Raw genomic sequence first — 19,190 nt, forward strand, 5'->3', positions numbered from 1 at the left:
AGAATTTGAAACAAGCTTACCTCAGTGCCCTGGTGATCGGCGCCGTGCTCAGCGGCTGCGCCGGCCAGGCCGAAACCTCACAGCCGGCCGCCGCGGTCCGGCAACCAGCGACCGCCACGCCACCGCTCAGCGCCGCCGAGCAGCAGAGCTTTGCCGCCTGGCGGCAGGGTTTCCGCGGTCGCGCCCTGGCCGCCGGCATTCGCCCGGCGGTGTTCGACGCCGCCTTCAGGGACGTCAAACCGAACCAGGAAGTGATGCGCCTGGACGGACGCCAGGCCGAGTTCACCAAGCAGATCTGGGAATACCTGGACACCGCCACCTCCGCCACCCGCGTCAGCAACGGTCGCCAGAAATGGCAGGAGCTGGCCCCCACCCTCAGGGCCATCGAAGCGCGCTATGGGGTGGACGCCAAGGTGGTACTGGCCATCTGGGGCATGGAAACCAACTACGGCTCCTTCCGGGGCAACACCGGCATCATCGAGGGACTGGCCACCCTCGCCTTCGAGGGCCGCCGCCGCAGCTTTGCCGAAGAGCAGCTGATCGCCGCACTCAGGATACTGCAGTCGGGCGACACCAGCCCCGAGCGGATGCGCGGCTCCTGGGCCGGCGCCATGGGCCACACCCAGTTCATGCCTACCAGCTACCTGCAGTATGCCCAGGACTTCACCGGCGACGGCAAGCGGGACATCTGGGGCGAGGATCCCACCGATGCCCTGGCCTCCACCGCCTACTACCTGGCCCGTTTCGGCTGGCAACAGGGCGCGCCCTGGGGACTGGAAGTGAAGCTGCCGGCCGGCTTCGACTACGGCCTGGCGGATCAGGACAACCGCCAGCCCGTGGCCTACTGGCGCGGCAGGGGCATCACCACCCTCGACGGCCGGCCGCTGCCGGATCACGGCGAGGCCGCCATACTGGTGCCCGCCGGTGCCCAGGGCCCGGCCTTCGTGATCTACAACAACTTCCGGGTGATCCGCCGCTACAACAACGCCACCTCCTACGCCATGGCGGTGGGCCACCTGGGCGACAAGCTGGCCGGCGGCGGCGAGTTCCGCACCCCCTGGCCACGGCACGAACGGGCCCTGAGCCGGGTCGAGAAGGAGGAGCTGCAGCGCCGGCTCACCGCCCGGGGCTTCGACACCCGGGGCGCCGACGGGGTCATCGGCCCCAACACCATCGGCGCCATCCGCGCCTTCCAGCAGTCCCGCGGCCAGGTGGCCGACGGCTACGCCAGCGAATCGCTGCTCAAGCAACTGCGCTGAGGTTAAGAACAGGGCCGGACGGCCCTCAGGCTGCTGACAAACCTTCGTATGACTCTGTGGTCACTCCCGCGAAGGCGGGAGTCCAGTGCACTATGTCATGGATCTCCGCCTTCGCGGAGATGACCAGGGTTAAAGCGGCGGCGAGAATGGGAAACATCTGGCGAAAACACAGGGGCTGGACTTTGTGATCAAGCTGAGGGCCGGGCGGCCCTTCTTTCAGGCCGCCTTATCCGCCAGCAGGTGACCGGCGTCGAAGCCCATGATCAGCGATCCCCAGTGCCGACCCTTGACATAGAGGGGAATGGACAGATCGTTGATCACCTCGCCGGTGTTGCGGATATAGCTCTGCAGCAGGAAGGGCTTCTCGTGGTTGCAGCGCCGCCGCTCCTGGCGGCTCTGGTTGTAGAGCCGGCGATGGCGGCAGTGGCGGTTGTCCCGCTCCGGGTCACCGCTCAGGGGCTGGGAGTCCTTGCCGTGATGTACCGGGATATAGCCCTTGGTGTCCACCCCCACCACATAGATAAACTCCGGATGTTCCTTGATAAAGCGGTCGTAGAGCGGCTGCAGCTTGCCTTCCACCGCCGTGACGTACCCGGTCATGAACTGGGCCGGCACCTGGCCCGGATTGACCGGCCGGTAATTCTGGTCGAACAGGTTGACGCCCTCGTCCTGGAGCCGCCCCAGCAAGGTGCCCACCTCATCCGCCCATTGGGTGCCCAGCCGGGTGATGCGCTCGAAATCTCCCTGTCCCACGATGAACTGGGACAGCAGCTCCAGGGTGGCCTCGGTGGCGCTTTCCAGCGACGAAGAAAAATCCCGGGACCGGGTCATGTTGTCCTTCATGGTGACGGAGAGCTCGGCGATGGACTCCACATGCTGATGGGATTCCTTATTGGTGTAGGAAAGCTCGTCCAGGGCGGCGGAAATGGTGGTGAGCTGCTGGCTCATCTGCTCAAAATCCGCCACCATGGCGCCGAACTGATCCCGGTTGCGGCTCATGAACTGATCCGTTTCCTGGATATGCTGGCTGATGGTCTCGGCTCCCTCGCGGGTGCTCTGCACCAGGCTGGTCATCTCACCGATATTGCGATGTATTTCCTGGGTGGCCTCCCCGACCTTGCGGGCCAGGTTGCGCACTTCGTCCGCCACCACCGCAAAGCCCCGGCCGGCCTCGCCGGCGCGGGCCGCCTCTATGCTGGCGTTCAGGGCCAGCAGGTTGGTCTGCTCGGAAAAATCCTGTACCAGCCCCAGTATGTTCTGGATATTGCGGGAGTTCTGGCTCAGGGTATGGACCGTTTTGCCGAACTCCCGGGTCAATTGCTCCACGGCCTTGATCTTGTCCACCGCCAGCTGCAGCTCCTCGCTCGACTGGCGTACTTCGGTCAGGTTGTGAGTGGTTTGCTGGCTGATGTCCACGGTGTTGGCGGCGATTTCCTCCACCGCCAGGGTCGCCTGCCGGCTGGACTCGAAGATCTGCTGGGCGATCTTCTCCTGGCCGGCGGAGGAATGGCCGGCATGCCCTATCATCTGCTGCAGACGGGTGGCGTTGACGGCGACGCTGATCGAATTCGTCCGGGCTTCGCTGATCATCGCCTTCAGCTTGCCGGAGAAGTCGTTGTAGCTCCTCGCCATGGTGGAGATCTCATCGAAGGTGTAATCGGGCAGGGTCGCCGAGATATCGCCATTCTTGTCTTTCACCGCCTGCAGGGCCGCCGTGATGTCCTTGATCGGCCGGACGAAAATCTCGCGCATGAAGAACACGATGAAGATGCCGAGGGCCAGGGTCAGCAGGGTTCCGCCCAGCAGCAGCCAGCCGAACTGCTGCAACACCCGCTCCGCCGGGGCGGCATCCACGCCGAGCCCGCCGATCTCCTGGCTCAGCCGGCTCAGGTAGAACAGCGACAGGCCGGTCAGCAGCAGCTGCGGCAACAGCAGGGCGGCGACATTGCCCACTATTTTGCGGGTGAGGGTATACCAGAAGGTTTTTTCTATGGTGCGGTAGAGGTTCATCCTGATGCTCTCGTTGTCATAATTCCATTGTGCGGGCGGCGGTAATCTGTCATTTCAGCTGCAACATACTAAGCCATCTCCGGCACCAGGCCACAGTTTCATGTGGAAACTTTGACCTGGTGCACAGCGTGGTGACCGGCGATGCGGCGTTCGCTCAGGTACTCCGCCAGGTCGCAGGCGGCCGTCACTGCGCAAAGAATACCGCCAGCCAGATGGTATCCTGCTCCGGGTGGGTCCAGTTGACCCGGTGCCGGCGGTGGGCGGCGATGGTCAGGCAGTCGCCGGGCTCCAGCCTCAGTCGCTCGCACGGCGCTTCCAGCTCCAGCTCCGCCGCCCCCGCCACCAGCAGCACGAACTCGTGTTCGGCCTGATCGTACCAGAAGCCCTCGGGAGAGCGGTGGCCGCGGGAAACGATGCGCTCGATACGCACCCGGGCACTGCCGGCCAGGGTCTGGATCAGCTCATCGGGCAGCGCGGCGGGGATGTCTTGCCACAGGTTCATCGGCACCTCCTTTCAAAGATCACAAAAATGAAACATATATTCGACAACCAGACCCGGGCGTGGTTAACTGGCCCTGATTGTGAACCCGGGAGCCGCCGTCATGAAAGAAAAGGATCTGCTGTTTTTCCAGCCGCGGTGGCGGCGTATCGCCGTCACCCTGTTCTGCGCCGGCTGGGCCGCTTGGGAATGGCTCAACGGCCAGCATCTGTGGGGGCTCATCATCACCGGCGTCACCCTCTACTGCTACTGGACCCTGTTCCATACCTTCACCCCCATCAAACCGGAGCCGGACAAGCAAGACTAGCCATGGTCCAGCAGCCAGCGCCGGAAGCTCTCCGCCGCCGCCGGCAGCGGCTTGTGCCGGTTGTGCACCAGGTAATCGGCCCGGCCGGACGCGTAACAGAAGGGGCCGACCCGGCGGATCAGGCCCGCCTCCAGTTGCTCCCGGGCCATGAAGTCCCAGCCCAGCCCCACCCCCATGCCCTGCAGCACGCCGTTGAACGCCAGGGTCACCTGGTTGAAGGTCGGAGCATTGGCCGGCGCCCGGTAGTCCACCCCGAAATGGCGGAACCAGTCCTCCCAGTCGATGCAGTTCCAGGCCGAGGAGTCGAGCTGGATCAGCGGCAGTTGCTGCAGCTGGGCCACCTCGGTGGGCTCCTCCAGCACCAGTTCCCGGCTGCAGATGGGATAGACCCGCTCCTCGAACAAGGGCTCCGCCCGCAGTGAAGGCCAGTTGCCGTCGCCATAGAGGATACCCAGATCGTATTCGTCCAGGCTGTATTCGTTGATGTCGTTGGTGGAGCTGACGTGTACCGCCAGCTCCGGGCAAGCCCGGTTGAACTCCACCAGCCGGGGGAACAGCCAGTAATGAGCCACCGCATGGGTGCACACCAGGGTCAGGCTGCGGCTGTTGTGGGCCGCCCTCAGCCGCTCGACACTGCGCTGCAACTGCTGCAACAGGGGCGTGAGTTCGCCGAACAGCGCCAGGCCGGCCCGGGTCAGGGCAATGCCCCTGGGCTGGCGTTCGAACAGCACCAGCCCCAGGCTGGCCTCCAGTACCTTGATCTGTTTGCTCACCGCACTCTGGGTCAGGCACAACTCGGCGGCGGCCCGGGTAAAACTGCCGTGGCGGGCCACCGCCTCGAAGAACAACAGGCTGTCGAGGGGCGGCAGGGTCTTGAAGGGACGGTACATGAGCGGCCTCCATGGCACGGGATCCTGTCCCTAACATAACACCGGGACATTCCGTTATGGAATGCATGAATATAGCATTATCCCCAAATATATCAGTCCCTTGCCTCTGCCGAGAGCGCCAACTCGGCATGGCCATGACAATACCGGGAAGGCCGGCGCCCACCATCGACCGGGTTTGGCATCCCATTGGTGCAGAACGCCGGCCAAGTTTGCTATGATCCCCGCCCTGTTGCGTTCCGCCCCCGGGCCGGCGCGAAACCCCGTTCAAGCAGCGCACGGCCGGCGCTGGAGGAAACCATGTCTCAGTTTGTTGTTTGTGCCCTCTATAAATTCGTTACCCTGGAACGCCACGAGGCGCTGCGCGCGCCGCTGCTCGCCCTGATGGAAGCCGGGCAGATCCGCGGCACCCTGCTGCTGGCGGCCGAGGGCATCAACGGCACCGTGGCCGGCTCCCGCGCCGCCATCGACCGGCTCAAGGCCTGGTTCGCCGCCGACGACCGCTTTGCCGGTATCGACTACAAGGAATCCCTGAGCGCGGAGCAACCCTTCTATCGCACCAAGGTCAAGCTGAAGCAGGAAATCGTGACCCTGGGTGTCGAGGGCATCGATCCCAAACGGGTGGTGGGCACCTATGTGGAGCCCAGGGACTGGAACGCGCTGATTTCCGATCCGGAGGTGGTGCTGATCGATACCCGCAACGACTACGAGGTGGAGATCGGCACCTTCAAAGGCGCCGTCAATCCCCATACCGAGAGCTTTCGCGAATTTCCGGACTATGTGAAAAACAACCTGGATCCGGCCCGGCACAAGAAGGTCGCCATGTTCTGCACCGGCGGCATCCGCTGCGAGAAGAGCACCGCCTACCTCAAGGAGCAGGGCTTCGACGAGGTCTATCACCTGCACGGCGGCATCCTCAAGTACCTGGAGGAAGTGCCGGAGCAAGACTCCCTGTGGCAGGGCGAGTGCTTTGTGTTCGACAACAGGGTGACGGTGGATCACCAGTTGCAGCCGGGCCATTACCAGTTGTGCTCCGCCTGCCGGGCACCGCTGTCGCCCGCCGACCTGCAAAGCCCCCACTACCAGCACGGCGTCAGCTGTCCCCGTTGCCACGACCGGCAGACCCCGGAGCAGCGCCGCCGCTACGCCGAGCGCGAACACCAGCTGCAACTGGCGAAAGAGCGGGGCGAGGCCCACATCGGCAGCGACGCGGTCGAGGCCGCCGAGCGGCACCGGGCGGAAAAACTCGCGCGCAAGCAGGCGCAGCAGGCCCGCAAGGGCTGAGCGCGGCGGCGCCGTTAACAGGCCCCTGCGGTCTGCCGTTGCCTCGCCTCCCCCGCCAAGGCGGAGCGGCCGGAAGCCGGCTCGATGCCGTTTTACCCTTGCCCGCCGTACGGCGGGTCCCTTTTGACCAGGAAGCTGCCCGGTGCTTTGGATCCCCTTTACCCTGTTCGCCGCCCTGATGCAGGCCTGGCGCAACGCCTTCCAGAAACAGCTGAGCCAGGAGGCCGGCGCCACCGCCGTGACCCTGGCGCGCTTCGTGCTGGCCGGGCCCATCGCCGCCCTCTACCTGTGGCTGCTCTACCGCTGGCAGCCCCAGCAGCCGCTGCCCGATATCAGCCTCCCTTTCGCCGCCTACATAGTGGCGGCGGCGCTGAGCCAGATCCTGGCCACCGCCCTGATGGTGCGGCTGTTCCAGCTGCGCAACTACGCGGTGGGGGTGGGACTGGCCAAGAGCGAGGCGATACTGGCGGCGGCCCTGGGGGTGTTCTTCTTCAGCGCCCCGCTCACCTCCCTGGGCTGGCTGGGAGTACTGATCGGCGGTCTGGCGGTGTGGCTGTTGAGTGGCCTGCGCCGGGCCGTGGGCGGCCCCGTCTCGCCGGCCACCCTGCTGATGGGCCTGGGCAGCGGCCTGGCCTTCGCCCTCACCTCCCTGTGGGTGCGGGAAGCCAGCCTGGTGCTGGGCCTGCCCTTTCCCTTCGGTGCCGCCTGGGTGCTGCTGCTGGTGATTTCCCTGCAGACCCTGGTGCTGCTGCTCTGGCTGGGGCTCAAGGATCCCGCCGGCCTCACCGCCCTCCGGCGCCGGCCGGGGCTGACCTTGCTGGTCAGCCTCAGCAGTTGCCTGGGCTCCATCGGCTGGTTCAGCGCCATGAGCCTGGAAAGCGTGGCCCTGGTCAAGACCCTGGGCCAGATAGAGGTGCTGTTCACCCTGATGATCTCGGCCTGGTACTTCCGGGAGAAGCTGGGCCACCAGGATCACTGGGGCCTGCTGCTTATCGTGGTCGCCGCCCTGTGCGTGATGTGGGCCTAGCCCATGCGCCGGCGCGCCCGGTGGGAGGCGCCGTTGCGTACCGCCCAGCGCAGCACCAGGGCCAGGGCGTGCACGCCAAGGCGCACGCCACGGCGCTCGAGTGATCCCAGTTGCCGGTCGCTCATCGCCAGCGCCCAGGACGGCAGCAGATCCATGCCCGCCCTCATCAAGAGTCCCACCAACGGCCGGGCCGCCGGACTGGGCGCAGGTGCCGCCAGCAACAACCGGAAGATCTCTTCGGTGCGCTCATCGAACACCAACTCGGGGCGCATCCGTTGCAGGTACAGCTCGATATCATGCCGGCTTTTGGGCACGCCTTCCGCCCCCAGCGCCTCGGCCACCCGCGCGGCCTCGGCGAAGTAGCGGTCCTGCCCGGTCAGGCTCAGACCGGGGTTGCAGTAACGCAGATGGGCCGCCATAAAGCAGCTCACCTCCGCCACGTGCACCCAGGTGAGCAGGGCCGGATCGTCCGCCGCATAGGGCCGGCCGTCCGCCGCCACCCCCGTCACCCGGCGATGGATACCTTTCACCCGCTCGATCAGCCGCTCGGCGCCGGCCCGGGGAGCGAAGGTGGTGGCGGCGATAAACTGGCTGGTGCGGCGCAACCGGCCCGGCATGTCTTCCCGGAAACGGGAGTGATCCCAGACCCCGGCCAGCGCCAGCGGATGCAGCATCTGCAGCATCAGGGCGCCGATGCCGCCGCACAGCATGGCGGTAAAGTCGCCGTGCACCCGCCAGATCGCCGACTCCGGGCCGAACAGGCCGGGATCCCCCCTGGGGTGCTCGTAGTCGATGTCACCCAGCGCCAGCCCGGTCACCCCCATCACCTGGCGCTCGATGCGTCGTCGCAGTGCTTCCATCCCGGCCCTACCTGAAAGGATAACGCTTAAAGGTCCACAATCGTTTGACCCCTTCCAGCACCAGCAGCCCCACCGCCGCCCAGATGGCGATATAGGTGGCCCACTGGCCGGGGGCGATGCGCTCGCCCAGCAGCAGGGACACCAGCACCAACAGCACCGGCTCCACATAGCCGAGCAGACCGAACAGCACCAGAGGCAGGCGCCGGCTGGCCAGGATATAGGAGATCAGGGCCAGGGCGCTGACCAGCCCCAGGCCCAGCACCAGCCAGGGCAAGACGGGTCTTTCGGTGAAGGGCGCCAGGGGCGCCCCGGCGGCGAACAGGAAGCCGCAGGCCAGGGGCAGCAGCAACGCCATGTCGAGCCAGAGCCCGCCCAGGTTGTCGTTGCCCAGGAAGCGGCGCCAGACGAAATACAGCGGATAGCCGACGGCCACCACCAGGGTCTCCCAGGAGATGCCGCCGGCGCGCCACAGCTCGTTGGCCACCCCGGCGGCGGCGCAGGCCACCGCCAGCCATTGCAGCCGGCTCGGCCGTTCCCGGTAGAGGAAGCGGCCGACCAGCACCAGCGCCAGCGGCATCATAAAATAGCCGAGCGACACCGGCAGCCCCCGCCCGTTGAGCGGCGCCCACATAAACAGCCACAATTGTACCCCTATCAGGGCGGACGACAGCGGCAGCCCCAGCCACAGCAGCGGCCGCCGCCTCAGCTGGCCGAGCAGGCCGGTCACCAGCCGCCAGTCGCCGCCGAGCAGCAGGAATAGGCCCATGCAGGGCAGGGTCAGCAGCATGCGCCAGCCGAAGATCTGCTCGCCGTCGAGCGGCCACAACAGGCTGGCATAGTAATACAGCAGCGCGAACATCACCGACGACAGTACCGACAGCGCAACACCCCTGGCCACTCTGGTTTCCCCCTGCTTTGTTGTTATTCATGATCGGATCGGCCGGCAGCTTAGCAGCTTTGCGCACCAAGATTGAGCGGACATTAAAAATAAAAACAGTGCGACTCCCTACAGGGTTCCGCAAAGGCAGCAGATACTGCTACCCGCTCCGGTATCTTCCGTCGTCATCATGCTAACCAACCGGCGCCGCCGGCCCATCGGTGGCGGCGACCCCGAAGGGCCGGAAACCGACCCGGACGGATTTTGCTGTGCCTCGGCCGGCAAAACCGCTATAACAGCGGCTCGTTGAATGACAAGGAAAAAACCGATGCGCCTGCCTTTTCTCGCCCTGCTGGCCCTGTGCCTGGCCGGCTGCGCCGCCGCCCGGGGCGAGCGGCTCGAGCTCCTGCCCCTGGCCGACTTGCCCCCCCGGCTGTCGGAAAGCTCCGGCCTGGCCGCCTGGCGGGGCGGCCTGCTCAGCCATAATGACAGCGGCAAGCCGGCCACCCTGTTCGCGCTGACCGCCGACGGCAAGCACGCCCGAAGCTGGCCGGTGCCGGCCGGCAATCGCGACTGGGAAGACATCACCGTACACGGCGACCACATCTACCTCGCCGATACCGGCAACAACGGCGGCAGACGCCGGGATCTGGCGGTGTACCGGCTGCAGCTGGCGGAAGGCGAGCTGCAACTGCGCCAACGCCTGCCGGTGGCCTACGCCGAGCAGCACAACTTCCAGCCGCCCCGCCACCAGCACAACTTCGATGCCGAGGCCCTGGCCTGGGTCGAGGACGAGCTGTGGCTGCTGACCAAACGCTGGCTGGATGAAGACACCGCCCTCTACAAACTGCCGGCGGAAGGGAGCGAGGCGCCGCTGGTGGAGCGGCAGCGGCTGGCCACCGCCATGCTGGTGACCGGCGCCGATTATGACGCCGCCAGCCAGACCCTGCTGCTGCTCGGCTACAGCCGCCACTGGCTGGACCGACGCGCCTTTCTGTGGCTCTACCCGGTGCGGGACGGGCGGGTGGAGGAAGCCCGGGGCCGGCGCTGGCGGCTGGCCGAGAGCGGCCAGTTCGAAGGCATCACCCTGGGCGAGGACGGCTTTGTCTACCTGAGCCGGGAAGGCGGCGGCAGCAACCTGTTCCGCAGCCGCCGGCCCCTGCACGAACTGCTGCCAACGGCCGCACCGGCTCAGCCGCGCCGGTAGCTGCGGATCGGAAAGCGGGGAACGAAGCCCAGCCGCCGATAGAGCCCCTCGCCGGCGGCGGAGGCCTGCAGGGTCAGGTAACGAGCCCCCTGCTCCCGCGCCAGGGCCATCAGCTGCAACATCAGTTCATGAGCAATGCCCCGGCCCCGGTGCTCCGGCACCACCCCCACCTGGTGAATCCCCGCTACCTCCCCGGTGTGGAACAGCAGCGCCGTGGCCACAGGCACAGCCTCCCGGCTGGCCAGCAGCAAGCAGGCCCCGCTGTCCCCGAGCAGGCGGCGGACGGTCGCCGCCGCCACCTCGTAGCCGAAGGCCCGGCCGCACAGCGCCGCCCAGCGATCCGCCTGGGCGGGGGTCAGGACCCGGCTCAGCCGCAAGTCGCCTTCCGGCCGGCCTCCCTCGCCGTCGACGCTCAGGTGCATGGCCATCTGCGCCAGCACCAGGCCGAAGCCCTGGCTTGTCAGCGCCCGCTCCAGCACCGAGCCGGCGGTCCAGACCGGCACCATGGCCCTCGGCGGCAGCCGGGCCAGTTCATGCCCCTCGCACAGCGGTTGATGGCCCCAATCGAACCAGAAACGGTGCGGCCAACCCCGGCTGGCCTGTAGGCCGGCCATGCCGCCGGGCTCGGAACCCATGGCCCGCCACAGGGCGGTCAGATTGTCGATATTGGCCTTGTCCAACTGCGTGTCATTCATGCTTTACTCCCGGTTTATCAGGATGATCCCCGCCACCAGCGCCACCGCCCCGAGCAGCTTCAGCGGGGTGATCGGCCGCACCGGCAGCTCGAACCAGCCGTAGTGACTGACGATCAGCGCCACCGCCAACTGGCCGGTCAGGGCGAAGGACATCATGGGCCCGACTCCCATGCGCGGGATCAGAAAATAGAACAGTCCCACCCCCAGGGCGCTCAGGGCGCCGCCGAACCAGAGGTGGCCCGGCACCGCCTGCAGGGTATCCGGGCCCGGCCAGCTTCGCGGCAGGACCAGGCTGGCCAGCAGGGATACCCCGGCCGCCACCCCGAAGGCGATGGTGGTGCCCAGCAACACATGGCGCAGCTGGACCCCGAGCTGGGCATTGAGGCCGGCCTGCACCGCGATGGCGGCGCCCGCCAGCAGGGCCAGTACGGGTAACAGGCTCATGGTCAGTACCGCCGCACCAGTTCGTCGTAGGCCAGGCGCACCTTCGCCAGCCCCGCCTGCGCGTCCTCGGGGTGGCGATAACCCAGGGTACAGATGGCGGTGGTGGTCAGTCCCTGCTCCGCCAGCCCCAGTTCCCGGTCGTAGCCGGCCGGATCGATGCCGGTCATGGGACAGCTGTCGATGCCCAGCAGGGCGGCGCCGGTGAGCAGGGTACCGAGGGCGATATAGGCCTGCTGGTGGGCCCATTCCCGCCGCCGCCCCGGGGACTGGGCGGCCAGGAAACTCAGGTAGTGATCGGCCATGGCCGACAGCGCGGCGGCGTCGGCCCCGCGCACCTCGGCCAGCCGCGCCAGGTAGTGGGACACCAGCCGCTCATCCGGTCCCACATCGGCGGCCAGCACCAGCAGGTGCGGCGCCTCCACCACCTTGTGCTGCCCCATGGAGTGGGCCAGCAGCCGCCGGCGCAGGGCCGGCGACTCCACCAGCAACAGCCGGTAGGGTTGCAGGCCAAAGGCCGAGGCGCTGAGGCCGGTCGCCTCCAGCAGCTGGTGCAAAAGCGCCGGTGCCACCGGCTCCGGTGCGAACCGCTTGACCGAATAACGCCATTGCAGGGCGCTGATAATGTTCATTCGACTTTCTCCCGACAGGCAGGCGGACCCCCATGGCCGCCCGATGTCCGCCAGCATAGGGGGAGCCGGAGCCGGCTTCCTTTACATAGGTTGAGTGCCCTCGATTTTTTTGCGGATGCGGCTGAGCTGGGTGGGCGTGATGCCCAGGTGGGAGGCGATATGGTACAGGGGCAGGCGCCCGGCCAGGGCCGGAAAGTCGCGCAGAAAGCGCAGGTAGCGTTCGGCCGCCTCCTCCTGCACCAGCGCTATCTCGCGGGCGTCCTTGTCCAGCAGCCAGTGATGCTCCAGGTAGTGGATCTGGAACAGGGCGAGATCGTGGTGCCGGTGCAGCAGACGGCGGAAACTCGCGAACGAAATGTCGATGACCACCGCCGCTTCCAGTGCCTCCAGGGTCACCCGCGACGGCTCACCGCGCAGCAGGGCGGTCATGGCGCCGGGAAAGCGTCCTTCCTCGAAGAAGGCCTTGTTGTACTCGTTGCCTTTCTCGTCGAGCACGAAGGCCCGGAACAGCCCCCGGTGCACGAAGGAGAAGGAGGTCGGCGTTTCGCCGGCCCGGCACAGCAGCTCATGCCTGCGCAGCTCTCGGTAGCTGCAGGCGGTCTGCAGCGCCGTCCAACTCTGGTCGCCGAGCGGGTAATAGCGGTCCAGGGTCCGGCGCAAGGCGGCGAAGGCTTCGGTCTTCAAGGGGGTCAAACGGTATGCTCCTGGCTGCACTGCGGTGTGGCGTGATTATACATCCGGTGCCGGCCGGGGCTAACCTGCCCGGGGCTAACCTGCCCGGGGCTAACCTGCCCGGGGCTATCCGCCCGGGCTATCCCGCCGAGCGCAGCGGCACGTTCAGGGACGGCGAAGGCGCGGCGCTGTCGATGCGGATGCGCACCGCATCGTGGCGCCAGATCTCCCGGTCACAATCGATCGGCCGGCCGAACTGATCGTAGTTGACCCGGGTCACCGCCAGCACCGGGCTGCCCGGGGCCAGGTTGAGCACCCGGGCCGCCTCGCCCCGGGCCGCGGTGGGACAGATGTCGAAGCGGGAGCGGCCGTACTCCAGCCCGTATTCGCGCCGGTAGAGCTCGGTCAGGGACTGGCTCAGATCCTGGCGCTCTATGCCCGGAAACAGATGTGGGCGCAGGAAGTGGGTCACATAAAGCACGGTCCGGTCGTCGATGCGCCGGGCCCGGCGGATGCAAAACAGCGGGCTGAGCGGCGCCAGCTCCAGCTCGGCCACCAGCTCGGAAGGCGCCACCACCACCTCGGCGCCCAGCACCCGGGTCTCGGCCCGGCGCCGCTGGGCCTCCACCAGGGCGTGGAAGTGGGAGCGGCTGGCCGGGTTGTAGACCAGGCGCGGTCGCGACACGAACCAGCCGCGCCGCTCCTCCCGGTAGATGAGCCCCTCGGCCTCCAGCATGGACAGGGCGTCCTTGAGGGTGATGCGGGTGGTATCGAACAAGGCGGCCAGCTCCCGCTCGGCGGGCAGCTTGGCCCCGGGCGGGAGGGCGCCGGCCGCGATCTGGCGGCGCAGGGTCTCGGTGATATGGGCAATCTGGGTGTTGGGAAGCGGCTCCATGAAGATGGCCTAGTCCAGGAGAGAGTGGCACCAGTATCGGCCGTCGCCATGACAGCCTTATGACAGAAAAACGGAGAGAACATCATCAAAACGGCACCGAATTGCCATGAAACCGTCGCCGTTCTGTCACACAGGGCCCCTAGCATGAGTTCCGAACCTGACCTAGTCCAGAGGATTGCAACTCATGAAACACCTGTTTACCGCAAGTCTGCTTACCCTGGCCCTGGGCACCGCCGCCCAGGCCGCCGACATCGGAGAGCTGGAAGCCAAGGCCCGGGCCGAAGGCCGGCTCAACAGCGTGGGCATGCCCGACTCCTGGGCCAACTGGAAGGACACCTGGCGGGACCTGACCGAGCAATACGGCATCCGCCACCAGGACACCGACATGAGCTCGGCCCAGGAGATCGCCAAGTTCGCCGCCGAGAAGGAAAACGCCACCGCCGACATCGGCGACGTGGGCGCCGCCTTCGGCCCCATCGCCGTGCAGCAGGGCGTGACCCAGCCCTACAAACCCAGCACCTGGAGCGAGATCCCGGACTGGGCCAAGGACGAGGACGGCCACTGGATGCTGGGCTACACAGGCACCATCGCCTTTATCGTCAACAACGAACTGGTGACCAGGGCACCCGGCTCCTGGGCCGAACTGCGCCAGGGCGAGTACAAGGTGGCCCTGGGGGACGTGGGCGTGGCGGCCCAGGCCAACAGCGCCGTGCTGGCCGCCGCCTTCGCCCTGGGCGGGGACGAGTCCAACCTGGCGCCGGCCCTGAATCTGTTCGCCGAGCTGGCCAGGCAGGGCCGGCTGTCGCCGGTGGACTTGAACATCGCCAACCTGGAAAAGGGCGAGATCGAGCTGGCGGTGATGTGGGACTTCAACGCCCTCAACTACCGTGACCAGATAGACCGCGACCGCTTCACCGTGGTGATCCCGAGCGACGGCTCGCTGATCTCCGGCTACGCCACCATCATCAACAAGTACGCCAAGCACCCCAACGCCGCCAAGCTGGCGCGGGAATACATACTGAGCGACGCCGGCCAAATCAACCTGGCCCGGGGCTACGCCCGCCCCATCCGCACCAATGTGACCCTGCCCGAGGACGTGCAGGCCAAGCTGCTGCCCAACGACATGTACGCCAAGGCCCGCCCCATCGGCGACTTCGACGCCTGGGAGCAGACCACCCGCACCCTGTCCCGGCTGTGGCAGTCCGAGGTGCTGCTGCACCAGAAGGGCTGAACATGAACAAGGTCATACTGGTCCTTGTCGACGGTCTGGCCCATGAGGTCGCCCAGCACAGCCTGGGCTACCTGCTGGCCATGGGCGAAGCCGGGCGGGCCACCGGCTACAAGCTGCAGTGCGAGCTGCCGGCGGTGTCCCGCCCCCTGTACGAGACCATACTCACCGGCACCCGCCCCGTGGATCACGGCGTGGTGCACAACCAGGTGGTCCGCCCGAGCCGCGAGCAGAGCATTTTCACCCTGGCCCGCGCCGCCGGCCTGACCACGGCGGCGGCCGCCTACCACTGGCTGAGCGAGCTGTACAACCGCGCCCCCTACCAGGCGGTGCGGGACCGCTTCACCCAGGACGAACGCCTGGCCATCCAGTACGGGATCTTCTACCACCGGGACGACTATCCGGACTGCCACCTGCTGCTGGACGCGGAATGGCTGCGCCGGCGCTTCGATCCGCACTTTCTACTGATCCACCCGATGAACGTGGACGACGCCGGCCACAAGCACGGCCTGGACTCCGCCCAGTACCGCAACAGCGCCCGCCGCCTCGACCTCTGGCTGGCGGACTACCTGCCGGGCTGGCTGGAACAGGGCTACCAGGTGCTGGTGACCAGCGACCACGGCATGAACCGGGACCACAGCCACAGCGGCACCCTGCCCGAAGAGCGGGAAGTGCCGCTGTTCGTGCTGGGCGCCGCCTTCAGTCACGACCGCCACGCCCACCCCCGGCAGACCGAACTGTGCGGCACCCTCGCCAGCCTGCTGGGGCTCACACACGACAAGCCGGTCTGCGGAGAGTTATTGAAATGAATGAACAACCTCTACTCAGTGCTGACGACGGTGCAGACCGGCATCAGCTAAGCCGACCGTCGGCGCCAGGGATGGCGGCGTTCGAGCCTCCAGGGGGCGAGCCAGCTCGCCGTGACGAGTGGTTTCAGCCTGACCGAACCTCCGGTGAAGGTTCGCAGCAGGCTGAAACCACGAGTGTCATGTCCTTACGGCGAGTCGGCGTGCTGAGCCGGTCGGCACCGACCTCGCCAGCCAAACCCGCTTCCTGGCGCCGCTTGATGCCGCTCGCCCTGGGGCTGCCCTTCGCCCTGGCGTTCGGGCTGTTCCAGCTCGCGCCCATGGCCTGGGTGCTGATCCACAGCTTCCAGGCCGGCGGCGACTGGAGCCTGGCCAACTTCGGCCAGATCCTGGGCTCCCCCTATTACCGCCAGTCCTTCGCCAACAGCCTGGATCTGGCGCTCTGCTCCAGCCTGCTCGGGCTGGCCATCGCCCTGGCAGGCACGGCGGCCCTGCGGCAGGTGCCGGGCCGGCTGCGGGACGCCGTGGTGGCCTTCACCACCATGGCCAGCAACTTCTCCGGCGTGCCGCTGGCGTTCGCCTTTATCGTGCTGCTGGGCATGAACGGCGCCGCCACCCTGCTGCTGCAGGAGCTGGGCCTGGTCGAGGGGTTCCACCTCTACTCCCGGGCCGGGCTTATCCTGCTCTACACCTACTTCCAGATCCCGCTGGCGGTGCTGCTGCTCTACCCGGCCTTCGACGCCATCAAGGCCGACTGGCGCGAGGCCGCCGCCCTGCTCGGCGCCGGCCCGCTGCACTACTGGCTGCGGGTGGCGCTGCCGGTGCTGAGTCCGGCCCTGCTCGGCACCTTTATCATACTGCTGGCCAACGCCCTGGGCGCCTACGCCAGCACCTATGCGCTGATGGCCAGCAACTACAACCTGGTCACCATCCAGATAGCCGGCCTGGTGGCGGGGGACATCTTCCTCGAGCCGCAACTGGCGGCGGCCCTGTCGCTGCTGTTGATGGGGCTGCTGTTGCTGGTCACCGCCGTCAACCAATGGCTGATCGCCCGGAGTCGTTATGAATAAGGCCCCCCTGTCCGCCCGGCTGACGGTCTGGGCCCTGGTGGCCCTGCTCGCCACCCCCATCCTCATCACCCTGGTGTATTCCCTCTCCGCCCAGTGGGGGGCGCAAATCCTGCCCCGGGGCTTCACCCTGGACTGGTATCTCCGGCTCTGGTCCGACGGCCGCTTCCTCGCCGCCTTCGGCCGCTCCCTGCTGGTGTGCGCCGCCGCCCTGGCGCTGAGCCTTCTGCTTATCCTGCCCACCCTGTTCGTGGTGTTCTACCATTTCCCGCGGCTCAAGGGGCTGATGAACCTGCTGATCCTGCTGCCCTTCGCGGTGCCGGCGGTGGTGTCCTCGGTGGGCCTGTTGCAGCTCTACGCCGGCGGCCCCCTGCCGCTGGTGGGCACCCCCTGGATACTGGTGTTCAGCTATTTCACCCTCGCCCTGCCCTTTATGTACCGGGCGCTGGCCAACAACCTGGAGGCGGTGAACCTGCCGGATCTGATGGACGCCGCCCACCTGCTGGGCGCCGGCACCACCCGCGCCTTCTTGCAGGTGGTGCTGCCCAACATCAGGAACGGCCTGCTCAGCGCCCTGTTCCTCGCCTTTTCCTTTTTGTTCGGGGAGTTCGTGTTCGCCAACCTGCTGGTGGGCACCCGCTTCGAGACCCTGCAGATCTACCTGTACAGCCAACGCACCAACAGCGGCCACTTTACCAGTGCCATGGTGATGTCCTATTTCCTGTTTATCGGCGCCGCCACCTGGCTGGCCCTGCGCCTGCAAACCCGGAGAGCCTGATGTTTTATCTGGAAGTTGCCCACTTCGCCAAGTCCTTCGGCGACACCCCCGTGTTCAACGATATCAGCTTCGACGTCCGCCAGGGCGAGCTCATCACCCTGCTCGGCCCCTCGGGCTGCGGCAAGTCCACCCTGCTGCGCAGCCTGGCGGGACTGGTGCCTCCCGACACCGGCCAGATCCGGGTCGCGGGGGAAGACATCACCTGGCTCAACCCCCAGCGACGGGGCATCGGCATGGTGTTCCAGAGCTACGCCCTCTTCCCCAATCTGACGGTGGCCGGCAATATCGCCTTCGGCCTGAAAATGCAGCGGCTGGACAGGGGCGAGATCCATCGCCGGGTCATGGAAGCCGTCGAGCTGGTGGGCCTGACCGGCCGTGAGCACCACCATCCGGCCCGGCTGTCCGGCGGCCAGCGCCAGCGGGTGGCCCTGGCCCGGGCGCTGGTGGTGCGCCCGCGCATCCTGCTGCTGGACGAGCCGCTCTCCGCCCTCGACGCCCCCATCCGCAAGCGGCTGCGCGAACAGATCCGCGCCATCCAGCAGCAGCTCGGGCTCACCACCCTGTTCGTCACCCACGATCAGGAAGAGGCGCTGACCCTGTCGGATCGCATCTTCGTGATGAACCAGGGCAGCATAGTGCAGGCCGACACCGCCGAGGCGGTCTATACCCGTCCGGCCAGCGACTTCGTGGCCGGCTTTATGGGCAGCTACAACCTGCTGTCGCCAGAGCAGGCCAGGGCCTTGCTCGGACTCGAGATCGACGGCAAACTGGCCATCCGCCCCGAGTCCATCTACCTGCGTGAACCCGGGCGGGACTACGGCCCGACCATGACGGCCCCGGTACCGGCACGGATAGCCGGGCACCAGTTGCTCGGCAACGTGGTCCGCTACCGGGTACAGACGGCGGGCGGCGAACTCATGCTGGACCGACTCAACCGCGGCGCCCGCACCCTGTTGCCGGCGGGCCTGCCGGTGGAGCTGCTGTTCGACACCGCAGAACTGAACGAGGTGGCCTGATGACCCTGGCGATTTTCGACCTGGACGAGACCCTGATTGCCGGCGATTCCGCCAGCCTGTGGCTGGAATTCCTGGTGCGGCGCAAGCTGGCCCCGGCGGCCATACTGGCGCAGGAGCGCGCCCTGATGAGCGCCTACTACCAGGGCCGGATGGACATGGACGCCTATATGGCGCTGACCCTGTCCCCCATCCGCCACTGGCAGCCGGCGGACCTGGCCCCGCTGGTGGAGGAATTCATCGAGCAGGACATCACGCCCATCGTCTACCCCGAGGCCCGGGACCGGCTGGCCTGGCACCGCCGCCTGGGCCACGAGCTGCTGATCATCTCCGCCACCGGCGAGCACCTGGTCAGGCCCATCGCCCATTCTTTGGGCGTGAGCCACGCCATCGGTATCCGGCTCGAATGCTGTGACGGCATCTACAACGGCCGCACCCGCGGGGTGTACAGCTACCAGGAAGGCAAGGTCACCCGGCTGCAGGAGTGGCTGGCCGAGCGGCAATTTTCCCCCGAGCTGACCTACGGTTACAGCGACTCGTTCAACGATCTGCCGCTGCTGGAATACGTGGACAGGCCGACGGTGATCAACGGCGGCGACCACCTGGCGCGGCTGGCCGCCGAGCGGGGCTGGGCGAACCTGCGCTGGGGGCTGTGAGATCAGCAGTCAGACCGCCTGCTGCTATGTAGAGAAGAGGCAGCAGGACCGCCTCCGCCTTAAAGACGATAACAAAAGGGAGCTGAACAA

At 67.0% G+C, this 19,190-nt stretch carries 21 protein-coding genes; 11 read left to right on the plus strand and 10 right to left on the minus strand.

Annotated elements, in window-relative coordinates; all coding sequences use genetic code 11:
* The first annotated feature begins 5 nt into the window (after nucleotides 1-5).
* On the plus strand, nucleotides 6-1,259 hold the full coding sequence (locus ACT7DK_RS13045; RefSeq protein ID WP_445399817.1) for a lytic murein transglycosylase: 1,254 nt from the start codon (nucleotides 6-8) through the stop codon (nucleotides 1,257-1,259).
* A gap of 216 nt (nucleotides 1,260-1,475) precedes the next feature.
* Here ACT7DK_RS13045 and ACT7DK_RS13050 read toward each other — a convergent pair whose 3' ends face one another.
* The gene (locus ACT7DK_RS13050) at nucleotides 1,476-3,269 is read right to left on the minus strand and encodes a methyl-accepting chemotaxis protein (protein ID WP_445399819.1); all 1,794 of its coding nucleotides are present in this window, start codon (nucleotides 3,267-3,269) and stop codon (nucleotides 1,476-1,478) included.
* A 184-nt stretch (nucleotides 3,270-3,453) separates the two neighbouring features.
* Nucleotides 3,454-3,771, minus strand: coding sequence for a cupin domain-containing protein (locus ACT7DK_RS13055; RefSeq protein ID WP_445399821.1), 318 nt, complete (start codon nucleotides 3,769-3,771; stop codon nucleotides 3,454-3,456).
* Between the two features lie 100 nt (nucleotides 3,772-3,871).
* Between ACT7DK_RS13055 and ACT7DK_RS13060 the strand changes: the two genes are divergently transcribed.
* Nucleotides 3,872-4,075 carry a hypothetical protein gene (locus ACT7DK_RS13060; RefSeq protein ID WP_445399823.1) on the plus strand — a complete coding sequence of 68 codons (204 nt, stop codon included), beginning with the start codon at nucleotides 3,872-3,874 and terminating at the stop codon, nucleotides 4,073-4,075.
* Here ACT7DK_RS13060 and ACT7DK_RS13065 read toward each other — a convergent pair.
* Nucleotides 4,072-4,965, minus strand: coding sequence for a LysR substrate-binding domain-containing protein (locus ACT7DK_RS13065; protein WP_445399825.1), 894 nt, complete (start codon nucleotides 4,963-4,965; stop codon nucleotides 4,072-4,074). The genes ACT7DK_RS13060 and ACT7DK_RS13065 overlap by 4 nt on opposite strands.
* Before the next feature lie 297 nt (nucleotides 4,966-5,262).
* Here ACT7DK_RS13065 and trhO point away from each other — a divergent pair, with 297 nt between their 5' ends.
* Entirely contained in the window at nucleotides 5,263-6,246 is a 984-nt protein-coding gene (gene trhO / locus ACT7DK_RS13070) for an oxygen-dependent tRNA uridine(34) hydroxylase TrhO (protein ID WP_445399827.1), read from the plus strand.
* Between the two features lie 142 nt (nucleotides 6,247-6,388).
* Entirely contained in the window at nucleotides 6,389-7,273 is an 885-nt protein-coding gene (locus ACT7DK_RS13075) for an EamA family transporter (protein ID WP_445399829.1), read from the plus strand.
* Here the strand turns inward: ACT7DK_RS13075 and ACT7DK_RS13080 are convergent.
* Entirely contained in the window at nucleotides 7,270-8,133 is an 864-nt protein-coding gene (locus tag ACT7DK_RS13080) for an oxygenase MpaB family protein (protein ID WP_445399831.1), read from the minus strand. The genes ACT7DK_RS13075 and ACT7DK_RS13080 overlap by 4 nt on opposite strands.
* A gap of 7 nt (nucleotides 8,134-8,140) precedes the next feature.
* Complete coding sequence (gene rarD / locus ACT7DK_RS13085) at nucleotides 8,141-9,031, minus strand: EamA family transporter RarD (RefSeq protein ID WP_445399833.1); 891 nt, start codon at nucleotides 9,029-9,031, stop codon at nucleotides 8,141-8,143.
* 307 nt (nucleotides 9,032-9,338) lie between these two features.
* On the opposite strand from rarD, the gene ACT7DK_RS13090 reads away from it, so the two are divergent.
* Nucleotides 9,339-10,217 carry a hypothetical protein gene (locus tag ACT7DK_RS13090; protein ID WP_445399835.1) on the plus strand — a complete coding sequence of 293 codons (879 nt, stop codon included), beginning with the start codon at nucleotides 9,339-9,341 and terminating at the stop codon, nucleotides 10,215-10,217.
* Here ACT7DK_RS13090 and ACT7DK_RS13095 read toward each other — a convergent pair.
* The 5 genes from ACT7DK_RS13095 to ACT7DK_RS13115 all read right to left on the minus strand — a co-directional run bounded on the left by ACT7DK_RS13095 (nucleotide 10,202) and on the right by ACT7DK_RS13115 (nucleotide 13,552).
* Nucleotides 10,202-10,912 (minus strand): GNAT family N-acetyltransferase, encoded by a 711-nt coding sequence (locus ACT7DK_RS13095; RefSeq protein ID WP_445399837.1) that lies wholly within the window; start codon nucleotides 10,910-10,912, stop codon nucleotides 10,202-10,204. The genes ACT7DK_RS13090 and ACT7DK_RS13095 overlap by 16 nt on opposite strands.
* A gap of 3 nt (nucleotides 10,913-10,915) precedes the next feature.
* Nucleotides 10,916-11,356 carry a DMT family transporter gene (locus ACT7DK_RS13100; protein ID WP_445399839.1) on the minus strand — a complete coding sequence of 147 codons (441 nt, stop codon included), beginning with the start codon at nucleotides 11,354-11,356 and terminating at the stop codon, nucleotides 10,916-10,918.
* A 2-nt stretch (nucleotides 11,357-11,358) separates the two neighbouring features.
* Nucleotides 11,359-11,985 carry an NAD(P)H-dependent oxidoreductase gene (locus tag ACT7DK_RS13105; protein WP_445399841.1) on the minus strand — a complete coding sequence of 209 codons (627 nt, stop codon included), beginning with the start codon at nucleotides 11,983-11,985 and terminating at the stop codon, nucleotides 11,359-11,361.
* 81 nt (nucleotides 11,986-12,066) lie between these two features.
* The gene (locus tag ACT7DK_RS13110) at nucleotides 12,067-12,678 is read right to left on the minus strand and encodes a Crp/Fnr family transcriptional regulator (RefSeq protein WP_445399843.1); all 612 of its coding nucleotides are present in this window, start codon (nucleotides 12,676-12,678) and stop codon (nucleotides 12,067-12,069) included.
* A 118-nt stretch (nucleotides 12,679-12,796) separates the two neighbouring features.
* Nucleotides 12,797-13,552, minus strand: coding sequence for a UTRA domain-containing protein (locus ACT7DK_RS13115; protein ID WP_445399845.1), 756 nt, complete (start codon nucleotides 13,550-13,552; stop codon nucleotides 12,797-12,799).
* 184 nt (nucleotides 13,553-13,736) lie between these two features.
* Here ACT7DK_RS13115 and ACT7DK_RS13120 point away from each other — a divergent pair, with 184 nt between their 5' ends.
* The 6 genes from ACT7DK_RS13120 (at nucleotide 13,737) to ACT7DK_RS13145 (ending at nucleotide 19,100) form a co-directional block, all read left to right on the plus strand.
* The gene (locus tag ACT7DK_RS13120; RefSeq protein WP_445399847.1) at nucleotides 13,737-14,783 is read left to right on the plus strand and encodes an ABC transporter substrate-binding protein; all 1,047 of its coding nucleotides are present in this window, start codon (nucleotides 13,737-13,739) and stop codon (nucleotides 14,781-14,783) included.
* 2 nt (nucleotides 14,784-14,785) lie between these two features.
* Nucleotides 14,786-15,589: an alkaline phosphatase family protein gene (locus tag ACT7DK_RS13125; protein WP_445399849.1), complete on the plus strand. Its 804-nt coding sequence runs from the start codon at nucleotides 14,786-14,788 to the stop codon at nucleotides 15,587-15,589.
* Nucleotides 15,590-15,768: 179 nt separating this feature from the next.
* Entirely contained in the window at nucleotides 15,769-16,656 is an 888-nt protein-coding gene (locus ACT7DK_RS13130; protein WP_445399851.1) for an ABC transporter permease, read from the plus strand.
* Entirely contained in the window at nucleotides 16,649-17,431 is a 783-nt protein-coding gene (locus ACT7DK_RS13135) for an ABC transporter permease (RefSeq protein ID WP_445399853.1), read from the plus strand. Before ACT7DK_RS13130 ends, ACT7DK_RS13135 begins: the two co-directional genes overlap by 8 nt.
* On the plus strand, nucleotides 17,431-18,447 hold the full coding sequence (locus ACT7DK_RS13140) for an ABC transporter ATP-binding protein (RefSeq protein ID WP_445399856.1): 1,017 nt from the start codon (nucleotides 17,431-17,433) through the stop codon (nucleotides 18,445-18,447). The genes ACT7DK_RS13135 and ACT7DK_RS13140 overlap by 1 nt, the downstream gene beginning before the upstream one ends.
* Nucleotides 18,447-19,100 (plus strand): HAD family hydrolase, encoded by a 654-nt coding sequence (locus ACT7DK_RS13145; RefSeq protein ID WP_445399858.1) that lies wholly within the window; start codon nucleotides 18,447-18,449, stop codon nucleotides 19,098-19,100. The genes ACT7DK_RS13140 and ACT7DK_RS13145 overlap by 1 nt, the downstream gene beginning before the upstream one ends.
* Nucleotides 19,101-19,190: the final 90 nt, after the last annotated feature.

This window comes from Zobellella sp. An-6 (assembly GCF_052487945.1).